Origin of the sequence: Streptomyces sp. NPDC059456, from assembly GCF_042750055.1 — a bacterium.
GTDB lineage: Bacteria > Actinomycetota > Actinomycetes > Streptomycetales > Streptomycetaceae > Streptomyces.
On the sequence record NZ_JBHYVA010000005.1, the window covers coordinates 12,502 to 26,812 of the forward strand.

The window sequence follows — 14,311 nt, forward strand, 5'->3', positions numbered from 1 at the left end:
GGCACGAGGCCCCCTGCCACCATCGCCGGCAGTGCGAATCCCGGCACGGCCGGCCGATGGACGGCCGTCCCGAACGCCTCTCGCCCAACTCCCCCGACATCTCGGCGCCTGCCGCCGTCGACGTTTCGATGCCTGCGCCACACGTGGGTGATCACCGCGGGTTCGGGGCATCACCCGGCATGATCACTCTGGGGGTCGAAGAGGAGTACATGCTGGTGAACCCGGCGACACTCCTTCCCACACCGCTGGTCCAGGAGGTGCGTGCCACAGCCCGCCTGGAGCCGATCGCCGGCGAGCAAGAGGTACAGGACGAGCTGCTGCAGGCACAGATCGAGGTCGCCACCCCCGTGTGTACGGCCCTGGAGGAGGTGGGGGGCCACCTCCTGCGACTGCGCCACGCGGTCGCCTCCGCCGCCCAGGCGAACGACTGCCGAATCGCGATCTCGGCCACCTCGCCGGTCAGGGACGTCTCCCCCGTTCCCATCACCAGCACGGCGAGATACCGGAAGATGCAGGGGGAAGCCCGGCTGCTGGTCGACGAGCAGCTCATCTGCGGGATGCACGTCCACGTGGGCATGCCCGACCGTGAGACCGCAGTGGCCGTCCTGAACCGGCTGCGCGTCTGGCTCCCGACCCTGTTGGCGATGTCCGTGAACGGTCCGCTCTGGGACGGGCGGGACACTGGGTTCGCCAGCTGGCGCACGATCATCTTCGGCCGCTGGCCCGTCAGCGGGCCGCCGCCGCATTTCGAAGGGCTCGCGGACTACGAAGCGCGGGTCGACGCGCTGGTGCGACCGGGGGTGATCCCGGACCGGGGGCAGCTGTACTGGCACGCCCGGCTCTCGGAGCGGTACCCCACCATCGAGGTGCGCTGCTGTGATGTGCAGCTGGAGGCGGACGACGCGGTGATGCTGGCCGGTGTCGTCCGCGCACTCGCCGCCACCGCGATCGCTCAGGAGAAGGCGGGAGCCGCTCGCGTACCGTGCCGGCACGAGTTCCTGCAAGCCGCGACGTGGCACGCGGCCAGGCACGGGCTGAGCAGCACGCTCGTGGACCCGGAAGGGCGGCTGCGGAGCAGTGGAGACGTACTGTCCGCCCTGCTCCGGCACATCGGCCCCAGCCTCGAGGAGTACGGCGACCAGCGCGAGGTGACCGCCCTCGTCCACCGTCTCCTTCAACGGGGAGCATCGGCAGACCGCCAGCGCCGCGCCCTGGCCGAGGGCGGTCTGCCGGCAGTCGCGTCTCTGATCACCGCGGGAGACACCACCGGGTGAGGACCTCGTGCGGGATCGAGGACACAAGCCCGTCGGGCGGCTGCACGGGGCCCTTCGGGACAGGAGGCATCCGTACGTCCAAGACCACCCGCCGTGCTCAGCCGCGCCGTTCGCTGGCGCGGTGAAGGAAAGACGACGACTGCCGACGCGACGCCGTGTGGTCACAGCACCTCGGCAAACACCCGGTCGCGGGCGATGAACGGCTGTTCTGTCGGCGTCGCTCCGGCCTGCCGTGCGCAGACGCGCCGTGCGACGGCCGCTCACCGGCTCACCGGTGCGTGGACATGAACGGCGTGCGGCGTCCATCGCCCTCCCCGGGCCCGTGCGGTCGCTGCTCATTGGGCCGACCGGACCGGCAACCGGGGGCGCGCGCTGCGAGGTTTCCGGGACGCGGCCGGCAACGACGTAGGGTCGGTCTTCATGCCTCCGTGTGAGGTGAGACGACGGCCGGGACACCCGGCACGCCGCCCGCGGCGCAGCCGCCCCACCGACGAGGGTTTCCGGTGAGAGGAGTGCGGATGAGCGACTGGGCCGTCGTGATCGCCGGGGGTGTGGTCGTCGGCTACGGGGCGCTCTCACGGCGTTTGTCGACGACGGTGCTTTCGGGGCCATTGGTGTTCATGCTGTTCGGGCTGGCGATAGGGCCGCCGGGCCTGGACCTGTTGGACCGCTCGACGGACCCCAACGGCGCGCAGACCCTGCTGGAAGGCGCGCTGGTGCTCCTGCTGTTCGCGGACTCGGCACGGATCAGAGCCCAAGACCTGCGCCGGGAGGAGTTCTTGCCACTGCGACTGCTCATGGTGGGCCTGCCGGCCACGATGGCCCTGGGGTGGCTGGTGGCTTGGCCCCTGCTGCCCGGCCTGAGTGTGTGGGAGCTGGCCCTGGCCGGCATCATCCTGGCGCCGACAGACGCCGCGCTCGGGCAGCAGGCCGTCTCCGACAAACGGGTGCCTGCGCTGATCCGAGGCGGCCTGTCCGTCGAATCCGGTCTGAACGACGGCCTGACGCTTCCGTTCTTCGTACTGGCATTGGCTGCCGCGGGTGAGGACCACGATCATCCGGGCGTCGCTGAGACGTTCCTGCGCGCGCTGCTGCTCAGCGGAGCGATCGGACTTGCGGCCGGCTGGACAGGGGCGAGCGTGCTGCGCTGGTCGCTCGCCCGGGGATGGAGCAGCCCCGACTGGCGACAGTTCCTGGCGCTCGCTGTTCCGGTCATCGCGTACGCGCTGTGTGTCACCGGCCAGGGCAGCGGGTTCATCGGAGCCTGGGCGGCCGGCCTGGCGTTCGGCATCCACCTGCGCCGTTCGCCCGCCACTGCGAGCAGTCGCGCCCAGAGCTCGGATACAGCACAGAGCACGAGGTTCACACGGAGACTCGGCCTGCTGCTCGCCTCTCTGAGCTTCCTGCTCTTCGGCGCACTCATCCTGGGTCCGGCGCTCCAGCACCTGACGTGGCGGATGGCCCTCTACGCGCTGCTGAGCCTGACCGTCGTCCGGATGCTGCCGGTCGCCGTCGCTCTGGCCGGCACCGGACTGCGCTCCGCTTCCGTGGCCTACATCGGCTGGTTCGGACCGCGCGGACTCGCTTCGCTGGTGTTCGGCCTCCTTGCCTTCGACGAGCACCTGCCCGGGGGCCCCTTGCTGAGCAGGGCCATCGCCGTGACCGTGGGCCTGAGCGTCCTCCTCCACGGGGCCTCCGCCCCGTTCCTGGGCAGCAGCTACGGAAGGTGGTTCACCAGGACGCTCCGTGTGGAACCGAACCTGCGGGAAAACGCACTCGCCCACCACGACGCGCCACGCTGAGGACGACCCGAATCCGTACGAACGCACCGGCCCGGAGCCAGAGCCGCGCTGAGGAACCAGGCCCAGCCATGACCTCGGTCCAGTGATCGCCTCAGCAGTGGATCCGCCAGCAGCAACTCCGCGCTCTCCCGGCACGCCGGGCGCCGTTGTCGTGGCACTCGTGCCGGGGTCTGCGGCCGGGGGCCGGGGTGGGGACGGGCGCCCTGCTGGCGGTTGTTGTCACCGGTTACCGCGCGCCCGATGCCACCGCCGGCCTGCACCGAGCGGGCGCCCGCCGCGGAAACGCCGGCCGGCCCGTTCAACGCGTACACGGCCACAGTCAGGGAAGTCGCACCAACCGCGGCCCCGCGGATGCCGGCCACGCGGTCAGCGGTGTCCGGGACTGGCTGCGTGGGAGGTGAACCCCTCCGCGCCGACCGGTCGTCTTCCGTGCGCCACACGCTGCGCGTGCGGCCCGCGCCGACATCACCGTCCCGCCACACCTGCGGCAACTCCCGCAGTCTTATCGGAAGATCACAAGTTCCGCGGTGGCTGGTCCGCTCCGGGTTACGCTCCCGGCTACGGCTTCCTCGACACCCGCGTCATCCGGGCAACCACGCTGAAGTTCTCCGTCCAAGCCAACCGCCCTGTCCAAGACCTCGCCCAGAACGTACTGGCATCTGGATGAAGCCGTCGCGGTCCAGCCACCACATCACACCCCCGTACTGCGCACCCCCACTCACCGGCCGTTGGCACCGCGCCCCGGCCGCAGCACCTTCGGCCACCAACGCGTCCACGCGGCGACGATGACCCCCTGGTCCAGGTCCTGCCCCGCCCCGCTCCCCCTCTGATGGAAAGCCCTGCCGTGTTGCCCCTGGCCGAACACCCGACCACTGCCCCGCCGCTCGCCACATACGGCGCCGTGCTGGGCAGCCGACACGTCGTCCGCCTGCTCGGCGGCACCCTGATCGGGCGCCTGCCCAACTCCATGGTTCCCGTGGGGCTCGTTCTGTGGATCACCGGAAGCGGGGGGTCGCTGGCCTTCGCCGGAACACTGGCCGCCCTCTACGGGCTGGCGTCCGGGCTGTCCCAGCCGATCAAGGGCAGGCTGATGGACCGCTACGGTCAAACGCGTGTGTCGGCACCGGCCGTGCTGCTCAACGCCGGCTGCCTGGCATCGCTCCCCTTGATCCGGGCGGGCGAACACCCCGCGGCGGTGACCGCGATGGTCGGGCTCGCGGGTCTGGTCACACCGCCGCTGGAGGCAGGGCTTCGGGCGCTCTGGCCGACGGTCCTGCCCGACTTCGGGCGGCGCCGGGTCGTCCAGGCCCTCGACACCGGCTCGCAGGGACTCCTCTACATCGCCGGCCCCCTGCTCGCCTCGTGGCTGGCGACCACGCACGGGCCTGACACCGCCTTGGCCGCGACCGCCGCCCTCGGGCTCGCGGGCACGACGGTCGTCCTGACCGCCGCGCCGTCGCAGGCCTGGCGTCCTGCCCCCGGGGTGACCGAACGAGGACGGCTGATGAGCGCCGGCCTGGTCCTGCTGTTCACCGCGCTGGCGGGAACGGGGTTCACGTTCGGAGCGATGAACGTGTGGGCCGCAAGCATGGCCGGCACCCACGGGCAGGCAATGCTCTGCGGACTGCTTCCTGCCGTGTTCTCAACCGGCAGCTTTCTTGGCAGTCTGATCTACGCCCGCCGGGCGTGGCCCGGCACGACCAAATCCCAGCTCATCACCACCAGCGCCTTGTTCCTACTCGGCTGGGCGCCCCTGCTGGCGCAGCCCGGCCCCCGCGCAGCCTTCGCCCTCACGGCAATCCCGGGGCTCTTCTTCACCTTGATCATCACCAACGGCTTCCACACCGTGGATGCTCTCGCTTCCACTTCCCGCACCACAGAGGCGTACGCCTGGCTGATCCTGTCGGTCGGCACCGGGCAGGCGGCCGGAACCGCGCTCGCCGCTGCCCTCGCCACCCACCCCGATGTTCTCGCCGCCCTCCCGACCAGCGGCGCCGCCACCGCGCTGACCATCCTCATCCTCGCCCGCAGCAAGCTCGGCCCAGGCCGTCGCCTCGGCCGCCACCGGCGTCCCCGACAACAAGGACGTCCCCCCTCGCCGAACGCCATCACCGACTCGATGGGAATCAGCGCGCCGCAGACGAGCGCCGCTTGACCGCCCAGCAGCCCGGCTACAGCACCGAGCAAATGGCTTTCGCCTCAACGCCGGCCCCGTCGTCACCCCGGACGACGGACCCGAAACGGTTCTGGGCCGTCGTCCTGCACGAGTGATCGTCACCACTCGGCTGGCCGGAGGCGCCGGCCCCGGGGCGGTTCAGGTGTTCCGGGAAGTCCTCGTCATCGTGATGGCCTACCTCGCCCGAGCCGACATTCTGCGCACCCGGGAGTCGTAGCCGACCGAACGGCTATACGCCGGTGGGGAGTCCATGGCAACGACCTGCTTCGTGATTGCCGCAACCATGACGACGCCTCCTCGGACCGATGCCCCCGGCCCCGTGGCATCGCCTTCACGGAGGTGTGGCGCAACCATCCGTCATGGCGGCGCGCAACCAGTCGCCGACGGCCCCTGACGCATTGTTCGCGCTGCGAGCGCTGCCGATCTCCCACACCGGGCTGACAGCGGCCATCGCCTCCGTCCAGCTCGCCGCGCCCGTCGGCGCCGCCGGCTCCTGGGCCAGGACGGCCCAGTACCTGCTGATCGCTGGACTGGCTGCGGGCATCGGGGCGTGGCGTCGTGGCGAGCCCTGGTCCACGCGGTGCTCACCGGCCGACGGCTGCCCTCCGATTGGATCACCGGGCTGTGGCTCGGGACCGGTCTGGCCGCGGGTGAGCCGGCGAACAGCCTGGGCGACGGTGGGCGGCTGCTGCCGGCGCATCCGGAGGCTTTCATGCTCCTCATAGCCGTGGTAGCCCTGCTGATCTCCTGGACCGGGCAGTTCGCCGAGCCGAGGATCCGGACGCACCGCGGCGAGTCACTGAACCGCGCCATGGCCACCGGGCCGATCGCCCCTGGTCTCCACTCCAACTGTCGCTCGCCCGGCCGCCGTTGCCCGCACCAACTGTGCTGACCAGGGCCCATCGCGCCTGCGACCGCGCTTTCATGCAGTGGCTGCGTTTCCAGGCGGGCTGGTTTCGACGCGCGATAGAGAACGTTCTGATGTGGTCCATGGTGGCCACGGTGGTCGTGGGCCTGCTCGTCTTCGTGTTTTAGGTGGGTACCGTTCCCGCGCTGACTCCGTCCACGGCATCCAGGCTGACTCACTCCGGCGGGCACCGTCCAGACTTTGTACCTGCCAGGCACCTTGAGGCCGTATGTGACTCGGTCTGGGGCAGGCGCGGTGCAAATGAAAGCGCAGGATGTGCGTCCGTTCATGTCTCGTGAGGAACTTGGCCTGGTGGACCAGACGTTCGGCAATGCCCGAAGCTAGTCGAGCGTTGACCTGCGGTTTCACGAAATCGCAGCCAGCTCCGATTTCAAGAATCCCCATCGGTCAGTCGATGGCCCGGTAGAGCGTGGTCCAGAAGTCGTTCATGGCACGCGGCGAATCCGGGGTGGACAGTCCGACCTGGGTGAGCAGGACTCCGGTGAGCTGGTTGGTCCTGTCCGCGTAGGCGGTGGTGCCGGTACCGCCGAACCAGCCGAACTGGCCGATGGGCGCATAGTCGCCGCGATGGGTGCGCACCGCCATCCCGAAGCCCCAACCACCGTTCGCCCCCTGCCCGCACGACAGGTGGGCGACGTTGCTGAACATGGCCTCCCGGGCAGCCAGCTGCTCGGGCGAGAGACGGTTGGTGGTCATCAGCTCGACGGCGGCCCGGGACAGGATCCGTTCACTCCCGTGCATCCCGTGGTTCAACAGCATCTGGAAGTAGGCGTGGTAGTCGTCGGCGGTGGAGACCAGCCCGCCGCCGGCTCCCTGGAACGCGGGAGGCATGCTGGACCTTCCCCCTGCCGCCTCGTCCCACACGAGGAACTCGCCGCTCTGCGGGTCGGGCCCGTACAGGGGCGGCAGTCGGTCGATCTTGTCGGCGGGCACGTGGAAGGCAGTGTCCTTCATCCCCAGCGGATCGAGGATGCGCGTCCGCAGGAAGGTCTCCAACGACTGTCCCGCGACCCTGGAGACGAGCACACCGACCACCTCGTTGCTGAGGTCGTACTGCCACCGCGCTCCGGGCTGGTACTGCAACGGCAGTTCGCCGAGGCGGCGCATCCATTCGTCCGGCTCGGGCGCCGGCCCGGAGACCACGCTGTAGTCGAGACGCTCGAAGGTCGCGGCCCTGATCGGGGAAGCCATCGACTCGAAGTCCACCCCGAGCCCGAACGTGGAGGTCAGCAGGTCCCGTACGGTGATCGGCCGGTGTGCCGGCACGGTGTCGTCCAGGGGTCCGTCGGGCTGCTTCAGCACCTGCCGGTCGGCGAGTTCGGGCAGCCACCGGTCCACGGGGTCGTCCAGCCGCAGCCGACACTCGTCGAGCAGGATCATCGCCGCCGCCATCGTGACCGGCTTGGACGTGGACGCCATCCGGAAGATGGTGTCCCGGCGCATCGGTGCGCCACCGTCATGACGCATCGTCCCGATCGCTTCGACGTGCGTCCGGCCGCCGCGGCTGACGAGGGCGACAAGGCCGGGAATCTTCTTGGACTCGACGTGCCGTGCCAGCACCTCGCGCAGTCGACGCAGCCCTGCATCGGAGAAGCCGCTGTTGCTTGTTCCCATGATGAATCTCCTGTTCCCCGTGTGGTTCTCAAGGCGCTCTGGTGGCTTCCTGGCCTTTGGAACGGCCATGTGCAGAGCCTGCAGCCTTGACCCAAGGTCAAGGTCAACCCCTGTACCGATCGCGGGTGACCGGCACTGATGGCAGGCGTCCCGGTCTTGGCAGCAACGGGTGGGCTGGAACCGGTGCGCGCTATCCTCGTCCCGGATGCCATCCGGCCTTCCCGGCCGTCACGACGCGGTGCGCGAGACCGCAGCCGCCCACGATCCGGAGGTGCGCCGAGCCGATGACAGACGGGCTCACGATCGGTCAGGCGGCGGCGTTCATCGGTGTCACGATCAAAACCGTGCGCCACTATCACCGGCTCGGCCTGGTCGCCGAGCCGGAACGCGACGGCTCCGGCTACCGCCGTTACCGATCGGACGAGCTGTACCGGCTGGTCCAGGTCCGGACCCTGGCCGCTGCGGGCGTGCCGCTGGCCGAGATCGGTGACCTGCTGGACGCCGATCCCACGACGTTCGCCGCCACCCTGGACGACGTCCACCACCAACTCACCGAACGGATCGAAGACCTGATCGCGCGCCGCGACAGGCTGCACCGTCTCGACCATGGTGACCGTGCCCTGCTGCCCGACCGGGCCTGCGCGGTCTTGGAGAGGCTCGCCGAACTCGGCTTCGATCCCGACTACGTGGCCGGTCAACGGGAAGCTCTCGTGCTGGCCCGGGCACTGGTCCCGGAGATCTTCGACAGCTTCCTGGCCCGGCTCGAACACGGCCTTGACGACCCCGAGTCCGTCGAGCTGACCAAACGCGGTTGGGATGCGAGGGCCTGGGATCCGGACGACCCGCGGATCGAGGAGTTGGCGGCCGGGCTGGCCGCCAAACTGCTGGCCCAACGGGCGCTGCTGGCGATGCCGACCGGCTTTCACGACCGGTCCGACGCCGCCTCCCGGTACGCGATGGTCAACCACCACCGGGAAGACCAGTCACCGTCGATCGCCCGGTTGAACAGGCTGGTCGAGGCGAAACTGCGCGCGGCCGGCATCACCGTTCCGAGCCAGTGACTGCCGCCCGGCCGACCCCGGGTCCCCGCGTGTCCAGACCACGGAGCCGCCACAAGCGGCGAATCGAAAAGACGGCCGTGGTCCTCCGGGTCGACGGCCAAGTGGCAGCGGAGCACGGTCGCAGTCCACTCGGGCGCATACCCGTAGCAGGTGGTGTGCCTCCCGGGCCGCTCCCTCGCACCCGCCAAGGGCCGCTGAGGCGGCTGTGGTCGCTTCGCGAGCGCGTGGGTCAGTCGGCGGAGAGAGGTTCTCTTTTCGGTCCCGATGGAAGGCACTTCCTACGTGCAGGAAGGGTATCGGTTCGCGTCCCTGGCTTCATGCCTGCGCCGACGGTGCAGGAGTGGTGACTCATGCCGGGGCACGGCTGCCGGCTGATCTCACCGATGTCCCCGGACCGACCAGTGCGTCGTGAACTACTCGACACGCTCGTGATCGATGAACGCGGTCAGCACGTCCACCGTTGCGTCGGGCTGCTCGTCGGGAATGAAGTGTCCGGCTTGTGGGATGACGACGCCGGTCGTGTTCTCCGCCCACGGGCTGACGGAGGCGGCCATGTCGGGGATCGAGCCATGGGAGCTGGAGATTCCCAGGACCGGGACGGTCAAGTGCCCCCGTTCGAGGGCGTCATGATTCTTGCGCGCTGATTCCGCGGCGTCGCGGTAGTAGGCGAGAGACGCGGAGAGCCCTCCCTCGGCCGCGATGGCGGCGGCGTAATGGTCGATCTCGGCGCCGTCGAACGTGTCCGGGGACAGGGCTTTGACCTTCAAGAACCAGCAGACGTAGTCACGCTCGCGGCCGGCGAGCAGCGTCTCGGGCAGTTCGGGCACCAAGTGGAAGGCGAAGTGCCAGGTCTTCCAGGCCCGCTCGGGGTCCGTCGGGATCGAGTCCGGGAGGGTGATTCCGGGAATACCGGCGTCAAGCAGAGCGACACCATGCAGGCGCTCTTCGTACTTCAGGGCCAGCGAGAAGGCAACCCAGGCCCCGATGTCGTGGGCGACGAGCCAGAACTTCGGCGCGTTGAGCGCGGTCAGCGCGGCCTGGACGCGCGAAGCGACGGTGTGCGTGTCGTAGCCCCCCTGGGGGCGGTCGGAGTGACCCTGCCCCGGCAGGTCGATCGCGATCACGCGGAATCGCTCGGCAAGACCTGGCATCACCTTTCGCCAAGCCCACCAGGTCTGCGGGAACCCGGCCAGCAGGACGACGGTGGGACCGGCCGGCCGGCCGCCTTCCACGGCATGGAGCCGGATTCCTTCCGCGTCGACCCAGCGGTGGGTGAAACCCGCAAGGTCGTGCAGCGGCAACCCGGGGACGGGGTTCTGGTCGCAGGAGCGGTTCGGGGCCATGGCGTCGTCGGTCATGTTCGAAGCCTACGTCATCTTGAACTGATTGGTTCAAGATAGGATGGGCAGGGCCACAACGGCCGGTACAAGAGCGAGGTGCGTGCGTGATGGCCGGGAAGAAGCAGTTCGACGTGGGCATCGCGCTCGACGCGGCGATGATCCAGTTCTGGCGGGCCGGATACGCCGACACGTCTCTCGACGACCTCTCCAAGGCGACCGGACTGAACCGCAGTTCCATCTACTCCTCGTTCGGCGACAAAGACTCGCTCTACCTGCGCTGCCTGGACCGCTACGCCGCGCGGTACGGAAACAGGTACGACCAGGCGCTTTCATGTGCGTCCGAGGAACCGCTCCGGGCGGTACGGGCGTTCTTCGACGTCACCCTGCAACGCATCGCCGACCCTGACGTACCTGATGGATGCCTGATCGCCCAGACCGCGATGGCGGCACCGACGCTCAGCCCCACCATCACCGCACGCGCGATCGAAGCTCTGGACTCCCAGCATGCGCGGCTGCGGACCGCTTTGAGCGCCGCGCAGTTGACCGAAGGCGATGCCGACGGCTTCGCGGTTCACATGACGGCGGTCAACCAGTCGCTGGCCGTGATGAGCAGGACCAGGGCGAGCCAGAAGCAGCTCCGCACGATCATCGACATCAGCATGAGTGCGCTCTCGCGCGCCTTGCATGCCCGGAGCTGACCTCCCCGTTTCCCCTGGGTACGGCGGCCGCCGGGGCGGAAACGTGAAAGTACCCTCCCGGCTCGGGACGATGGACTCCACTCGACCAGTTGTATTCCTTCGACTGGGACGAGCTGATCCGCGAGCTCCCGCGCCCGGACGGATAGTCGGAGGACGCCTTCCGGGCAACGGCCGAGGAACTGTTCGACCAGATCGGTCGCATGGCCGACAACGCAGGAGCGACCGACGAGCACCGAGCCCTGAACTACCTGGCCGTCCGCTACCCCGCCGTCTACTCAAAGGCCACCGAATGCCACGCCGAGGAAACGGCCCTCTCCACGGTCGAGCGGGCGAGTGAAGGGCTCGACGGTGAGGGCCCTGGCCACCCGGGTCTCCCGGCGGCCGTGGCCGATCTCGCGGTCGTAGTGACGAGCGGTGACGTCCTTCCACGGCAGCGACCGCGGTGACGGTGACCCCGGTCAGGTCGAAGTCCGATCCGCCACGCCTTCCACAGCGGGCGACTTGATCAGGCGGACGGTGGCCGACTGGCGACACGGTGGTGCGAGGCGGCTTGGACCCCTGTGGCGTCAGGACGTGATGTCCACCAGGACCTTGCCGACCGTGCCGCGCTCCACTGCGCGGTGCGCGTCGGCGGTGCGGTGGAGCGGAAAGCGGGTCAGTGGCAGGCCGTGTTCCTCGCCGACCGGCAGGGCGCCTTCGCGGACCGCGGCGGCGATGTCCTCGGCGGCCGTGGCACGCGCCTGCGGACCGGCCGTGTAGAGCACCAGGAACTGGAGGCGCGTGTTGAGCACCATGTTGTGCCGCACGTCCAGTTCGACCGGCTTGCCGCCGTCGTTGGCGTAGGTGGCGATCGTGCCGCGCGCTCGCAGCACGGCCAGGTCCAGTGCGATGTTCGCGCCGAGCGCCACTTCGGCGACGATGTCGACGCCGTCCGGGGCGATCCTGCGGATCTCGGCGGCCGGATCCCCCTCTCGGTAGTTGACCACGTGGTGAGCGCCGGCGGCGGTGGCCAGTCGGGCCTTCTCCGCTCCGCTGACCGTGCTGATCACGGTCGCGCCGGCCCAGCGGGCGAGCTGGATCACGGCGTGCCCGACCGCCCCGGCCCCGCCTGCGGCGAGCACGACCGTGCCGTCCAGCGCCCCCGGCCGCAGGCGGCGCGGGCCGTCCTCGGCGACGGTGAGCGCGCGGTGCGCGGTCAGCGCGGGGACACCGAGTGCGGCGCCGACGTCGAAGCCGGCCTCGTCGGGCAGCGGCACGGCCCGCTCGGCCGGTACGACGGTGTACTCGGCGGCGGTGCCGGTGGGCCGCCCGGCGGCAGCCATGAACAACCAGACCCGCTCGCCGACCCGGCTCCGGTCGACCCCCTCACCTACGGCGTCGATGACGCCGGCGCCGTCCAGGTGCGGGGTGATCTCGGGGAACTGCTGGGTGTGGGCGAGGCCGGAGCGGGCGTGCGAGTCGGTCGGGTTGATCCCGGACACGGCTACCCGGACGCGGACCTCGCCGGGGCCGGGCACGGGCAGGTCGCGGTCGACGAGCCGGAGAACGTCGGGGCCGCCGTTGTCGCGGTAGACGATGGCTTTCATGGTTCCGTCCTGGTCGGGGGCTGGTCAGCCGATGGGGACTTCGGCGGAGCGGGACTCAATGGCGTCGAGGGTGGCCAGGGCGGCGGCGTCGAGGGTGATCCCGCCGGCGGCCGTGTTGGCCTCCAGGTGAGCGGGGTCGGCGGTGCCGGGGATGAGCAGCACGTTGGGGGCGCGGTGCAGCAGCCAGGCGAGGCCGACCTGGGAGGCTGTGACGCCCAGGGATTCGGCCACGGTGTGCACCGCCGGCTCGTCGGTCGCCTTGGGCAGGCCCGGGAAGGACCCGCCGAGTGGGAAGAACGGCACCCAGGCGATGCCCTCGGCCTCGCACAGCCGCAGCATGTCCTCGTCGTCGCGCGAGACGAGGCTGTACGCGTTCTGCACGCAGGCGATGCCCGCCGGCAGGGCGCGGCGAAGGCCGTCGAGGGTGACCCTGCTCAGACCGATCGCGCCGATCTTGCCCTCGTCGCGCAGGGCGGTCATCACTTCGAGCTGGTCGTCGAGGTCGACCACCTGGTCGCCGTCGGGGCGCAGGCCGGGGCCGGAGTCGAGCCGGCGGAGGTTGACCACCGGGAGCCGGTCGACGCCGAGGCTGCGCAGGTTGTCCTCGACGCTGGCGCGAAGCTGTTCGGGGCGCTGTGCGAGACGCAGTGGCAGGGGCCCGCCCGGGTCGGGGTCGGCCCCTACCTTCGTGACGACCAGGACGCCGTCCTCGGGGCGCAGCGCCTCGCGGATGACCTGGTTCGCGAACCCGAAGCCGTAGAACTGGGCGGTGTCCACGTGGTCGACGCCCAGCTCGACCGCGCGGCGCAGCAGGGCGACGGCCTCGCCGCGGCTGTGGTGCAGGCGTTCGAGTTGCAGGGCGCCGTAGCCGACCCGGAACACGGTGCGGCCGGCGAACGGAGCGGTCGGGGTGGTCAGGGTGGTCATGGCGTGGTCTCCTCGGCCGGTGACTGCAGGGCGGTGTACAGCAGTTGGGCCAGGTAGAGGCTCTGCACCCGGTGGGCGATCGGGGTGGCGCGCTCCTGGGCCTCGGCCGGCTCGAGGTGTTCGGTCTTGACCAGCCAGGCGGTGACGCTGTCGTGCACCATCGCGCGCATCCGGTCGATCGTGTCGACGACGATGCCGTGGATGGCCGGGTTGTTGGTCGCCTCGCCCCAGGTCTGCACGCCGACCCGGGCTTCGACCGGGTCGATGCCGGCGATCAGGCGGGCGAGCAGTTCGTCGGGGTCGGGCGGGGTGTCGCTCCCGGCGTACTCGCCGAGGGCCTCCGCGCGTTTGGCGAGGACCGTGTGGGCCGAGGCCTGAACCAGCTCGGCCTTGTTGCGGTAGTGGGCGTAGATCGAGCCCGTCGACAGGCCGGACTCGGCCGTGATGTCGGCGATCGAGGTCCGCTCCAGGCCGTTGCGGCTGAAGCAGCGTACGGCGGCCTCGGTGATCTGGGCGCGCCGGAGTTCTTTGCGTGCGTCGGTGAGCCGAGGCACCACACCTCCTGCAAAAAGAATCCTGCTTCTGTTTGTGAGTTCACAATACAGAACCGCGGTTCTTTTTGCCGCGCGGACGATGTGGCGGGGATCACGTTTCGGCGAGGAGTTGCGGCCCGGCCCGGGCGTCCGGAAGGCATGAGATCGGTCAGAGCACGGCGGCAGGTCGAGGTCACGCCCGGCCCGTCGTCGCGACGTTCTCCCCCGTCCCCTGCGGGCGGCCCCGGCCCGGCGTCTTTGCCCGCACACGGCCGTGGGGGGGGGGCGCCCGCCGCGGGGGGGGCGGCCCGCGCGCCCCCGCCGGCCCGGCCCCCCCCGGCGCGAGGCGCGGGGGGCGGGCCCCGGGGGCGG

At 70.2% G+C, this 14,311-nt stretch carries 13 protein-coding genes and 1 pseudogene; 8 read left to right on the forward strand and 6 right to left on the reverse strand.

Going from position 1 to position 14,311, the window contains the following annotated elements; all coding sequences use genetic code 11:
• Positions 1 to 179 precede the first annotated feature (179 nt).
• From ACFXA3_RS01395 to ACFXA3_RS01410, 4 genes are all read left to right on the forward strand, one after another.
• Positions 180 to 1,274 (forward strand): glutamate--cysteine ligase, encoded by a 1,095-nt coding sequence (locus tag ACFXA3_RS01395; RefSeq protein WP_385180329.1) that lies wholly within the window; start codon positions 180 to 182, stop codon positions 1,272 to 1,274.
• A 518-nt stretch (positions 1,275 to 1,792) separates the two neighbouring features.
• Positions 1,793 to 3,076: a cation:proton antiporter gene (locus ACFXA3_RS01400; RefSeq protein WP_385180333.1), complete on the forward strand. Its 1,284-nt coding sequence runs from the start codon at positions 1,793 to 1,795 to the stop codon at positions 3,074 to 3,076.
• A gap of 901 nt (positions 3,077 to 3,977) precedes the next feature.
• Entirely contained in the window at positions 3,978 to 5,231 is a 1,254-nt protein-coding gene (locus tag ACFXA3_RS01405) for an MFS transporter (protein ID WP_385180336.1), read from the forward strand.
• 112 nt (positions 5,232 to 5,343) lie between these two features.
• Positions 5,344 to 5,469 carry a hypothetical protein gene (locus tag ACFXA3_RS01410; protein WP_385180340.1) on the forward strand — a complete coding sequence of 42 codons (126 nt, stop codon included), beginning with the start codon at positions 5,344 to 5,346 and terminating at the stop codon, positions 5,467 to 5,469.
• 114 nt (positions 5,470 to 5,583) lie between these two features.
• On the opposite strand, the gene ACFXA3_RS01415 is transcribed toward ACFXA3_RS01410, so the two are convergent.
• A complete protein-coding gene (locus ACFXA3_RS01415) occupies positions 5,584 to 5,796 on the reverse strand; it encodes a hypothetical protein (RefSeq protein WP_385180343.1) in 213 nt (70 codons plus the stop codon).
• Positions 5,797 to 5,802: 6 nt separating this feature from the next.
• Between ACFXA3_RS01415 and ACFXA3_RS01420 the strand changes: the two genes are divergently transcribed.
• On the forward strand, positions 5,803 to 6,144 hold the full coding sequence (locus ACFXA3_RS01420; RefSeq protein WP_385180346.1) for a hypothetical protein: 342 nt from the start codon (positions 5,803 to 5,805) through the stop codon (positions 6,142 to 6,144).
• A gap of 423 nt (positions 6,145 to 6,567) precedes the next feature.
• On the opposite strand, the gene ACFXA3_RS01425 is transcribed toward ACFXA3_RS01420, so the two are convergent.
• The gene (locus ACFXA3_RS01425; RefSeq protein ID WP_385180349.1) at positions 6,568 to 7,794 is read right to left on the reverse strand and encodes a serine hydrolase domain-containing protein; all 1,227 of its coding nucleotides are present in this window, start codon (positions 7,792 to 7,794) and stop codon (positions 6,568 to 6,570) included.
• Positions 7,795 to 8,078: 284 nt separating this feature from the next.
• On the opposite strand from ACFXA3_RS01425, the gene ACFXA3_RS01430 reads away from it, so the two are divergent.
• The gene (locus ACFXA3_RS01430; RefSeq protein WP_385180352.1) at positions 8,079 to 8,855 is read left to right on the forward strand and encodes a MerR family transcriptional regulator; all 777 of its coding nucleotides are present in this window, start codon (positions 8,079 to 8,081) and stop codon (positions 8,853 to 8,855) included.
• A 413-nt stretch (positions 8,856 to 9,268) separates the two neighbouring features.
• On the opposite strand, the gene ACFXA3_RS01435 is transcribed toward ACFXA3_RS01430, so the two are convergent.
• Positions 9,269 to 10,213, reverse strand: coding sequence for an alpha/beta fold hydrolase (locus tag ACFXA3_RS01435; protein ID WP_385180355.1), 945 nt, complete (start codon positions 10,211 to 10,213; stop codon positions 9,269 to 9,271).
• Between the two features lie 89 nt (positions 10,214 to 10,302).
• Between ACFXA3_RS01435 and ACFXA3_RS01440 the strand changes: the two genes are divergently transcribed.
• Both ACFXA3_RS01440 and ACFXA3_RS01445 read left to right on the forward strand, forming a co-directional pair.
• Positions 10,303 to 10,893, forward strand: a complete 591-nt coding sequence (locus ACFXA3_RS01440; RefSeq protein WP_385180358.1) for a TetR/AcrR family transcriptional regulator — start codon at positions 10,303 to 10,305, stop codon at positions 10,891 to 10,893.
• Between the two features lie 161 nt (positions 10,894 to 11,054).
• Positions 11,055 to 11,339: pseudogene (locus ACFXA3_RS01445) on the forward strand (hypothetical protein); the annotation flags it as partial.
• 120 nt (positions 11,340 to 11,459) lie between these two features.
• Here the strand turns inward: ACFXA3_RS01445 and ACFXA3_RS01450 are convergent.
• From ACFXA3_RS01450 to ACFXA3_RS01460, 3 genes are read right to left on the reverse strand one after another with little or no spacing between them, the layout of a single operon-like run.
• A complete protein-coding gene (locus ACFXA3_RS01450; protein WP_385180361.1) occupies positions 11,460 to 12,479 on the reverse strand; it encodes an NADPH:quinone reductase in 1,020 nt (339 codons plus the stop codon).
• 24 nt (positions 12,480 to 12,503) lie between these two features.
• Positions 12,504 to 13,406, reverse strand: coding sequence for an aldo/keto reductase (locus ACFXA3_RS01455; RefSeq protein WP_385180364.1), 903 nt, complete (start codon positions 13,404 to 13,406; stop codon positions 12,504 to 12,506).
• A complete protein-coding gene (locus ACFXA3_RS01460) occupies positions 13,403 to 13,960 on the reverse strand; it encodes a TetR/AcrR family transcriptional regulator (protein ID WP_385180367.1) in 558 nt (185 codons plus the stop codon). Before ACFXA3_RS01460 ends, ACFXA3_RS01455 begins: the two co-directional genes overlap by 4 nt.
• Positions 13,961 to 14,311: the final 351 nt, after the last annotated feature.

Excerpts from the sequence above, each read along its gene's own strand:
- ACFXA3_RS01430 (WP_385180352.1), top strand. The coding sequence starts at position 8,079 with ATGACAGACGGGCTCACGATCGGTCAGGCGGCGGCGTTCATCGGTGTC.
- ACFXA3_RS01450 (WP_385180361.1), bottom strand. The coding sequence starts at position 12,479 with ATGAAAGCCATCGTCTACCGCGACAACGGCGGCCCCGACGTTCTCCGG.
- ACFXA3_RS01415 (WP_385180343.1), bottom strand. The coding sequence starts at position 5,796 with ATGCCCGCAGCCAGTCCAGCGATCAGCAGGTACTGGGCCGTCCTGGCC.
- ACFXA3_RS01455 (WP_385180364.1), bottom strand. The coding sequence starts at position 13,406 with ATGACCACCCTGACCACCCCGACCGCTCCGTTCGCCGGCCGCACCGTG.
- ACFXA3_RS01400 (WP_385180333.1), top strand. The coding sequence starts at position 1,793 with ATGAGCGACTGGGCCGTCGTGATCGCCGGGGGTGTGGTCGTCGGCTAC.
- ACFXA3_RS01435 (WP_385180355.1), bottom strand. The coding sequence starts at position 10,213 with ATGACCGACGACGCCATGGCCCCGAACCGCTCCTGCGACCAGAACCCC.
- ACFXA3_RS01440 (WP_385180358.1), top strand. The coding sequence starts at position 10,303 with ATGGCCGGGAAGAAGCAGTTCGACGTGGGCATCGCGCTCGACGCGGCG.
- ACFXA3_RS01395 (WP_385180329.1), top strand. The coding sequence starts at position 180 with ATGATCACTCTGGGGGTCGAAGAGGAGTACATGCTGGTGAACCCGGCG.
- ACFXA3_RS01425 (WP_385180349.1), bottom strand. The coding sequence starts at position 7,794 with ATGGGAACAAGCAACAGCGGCTTCTCCGATGCAGGGCTGCGTCGACTG.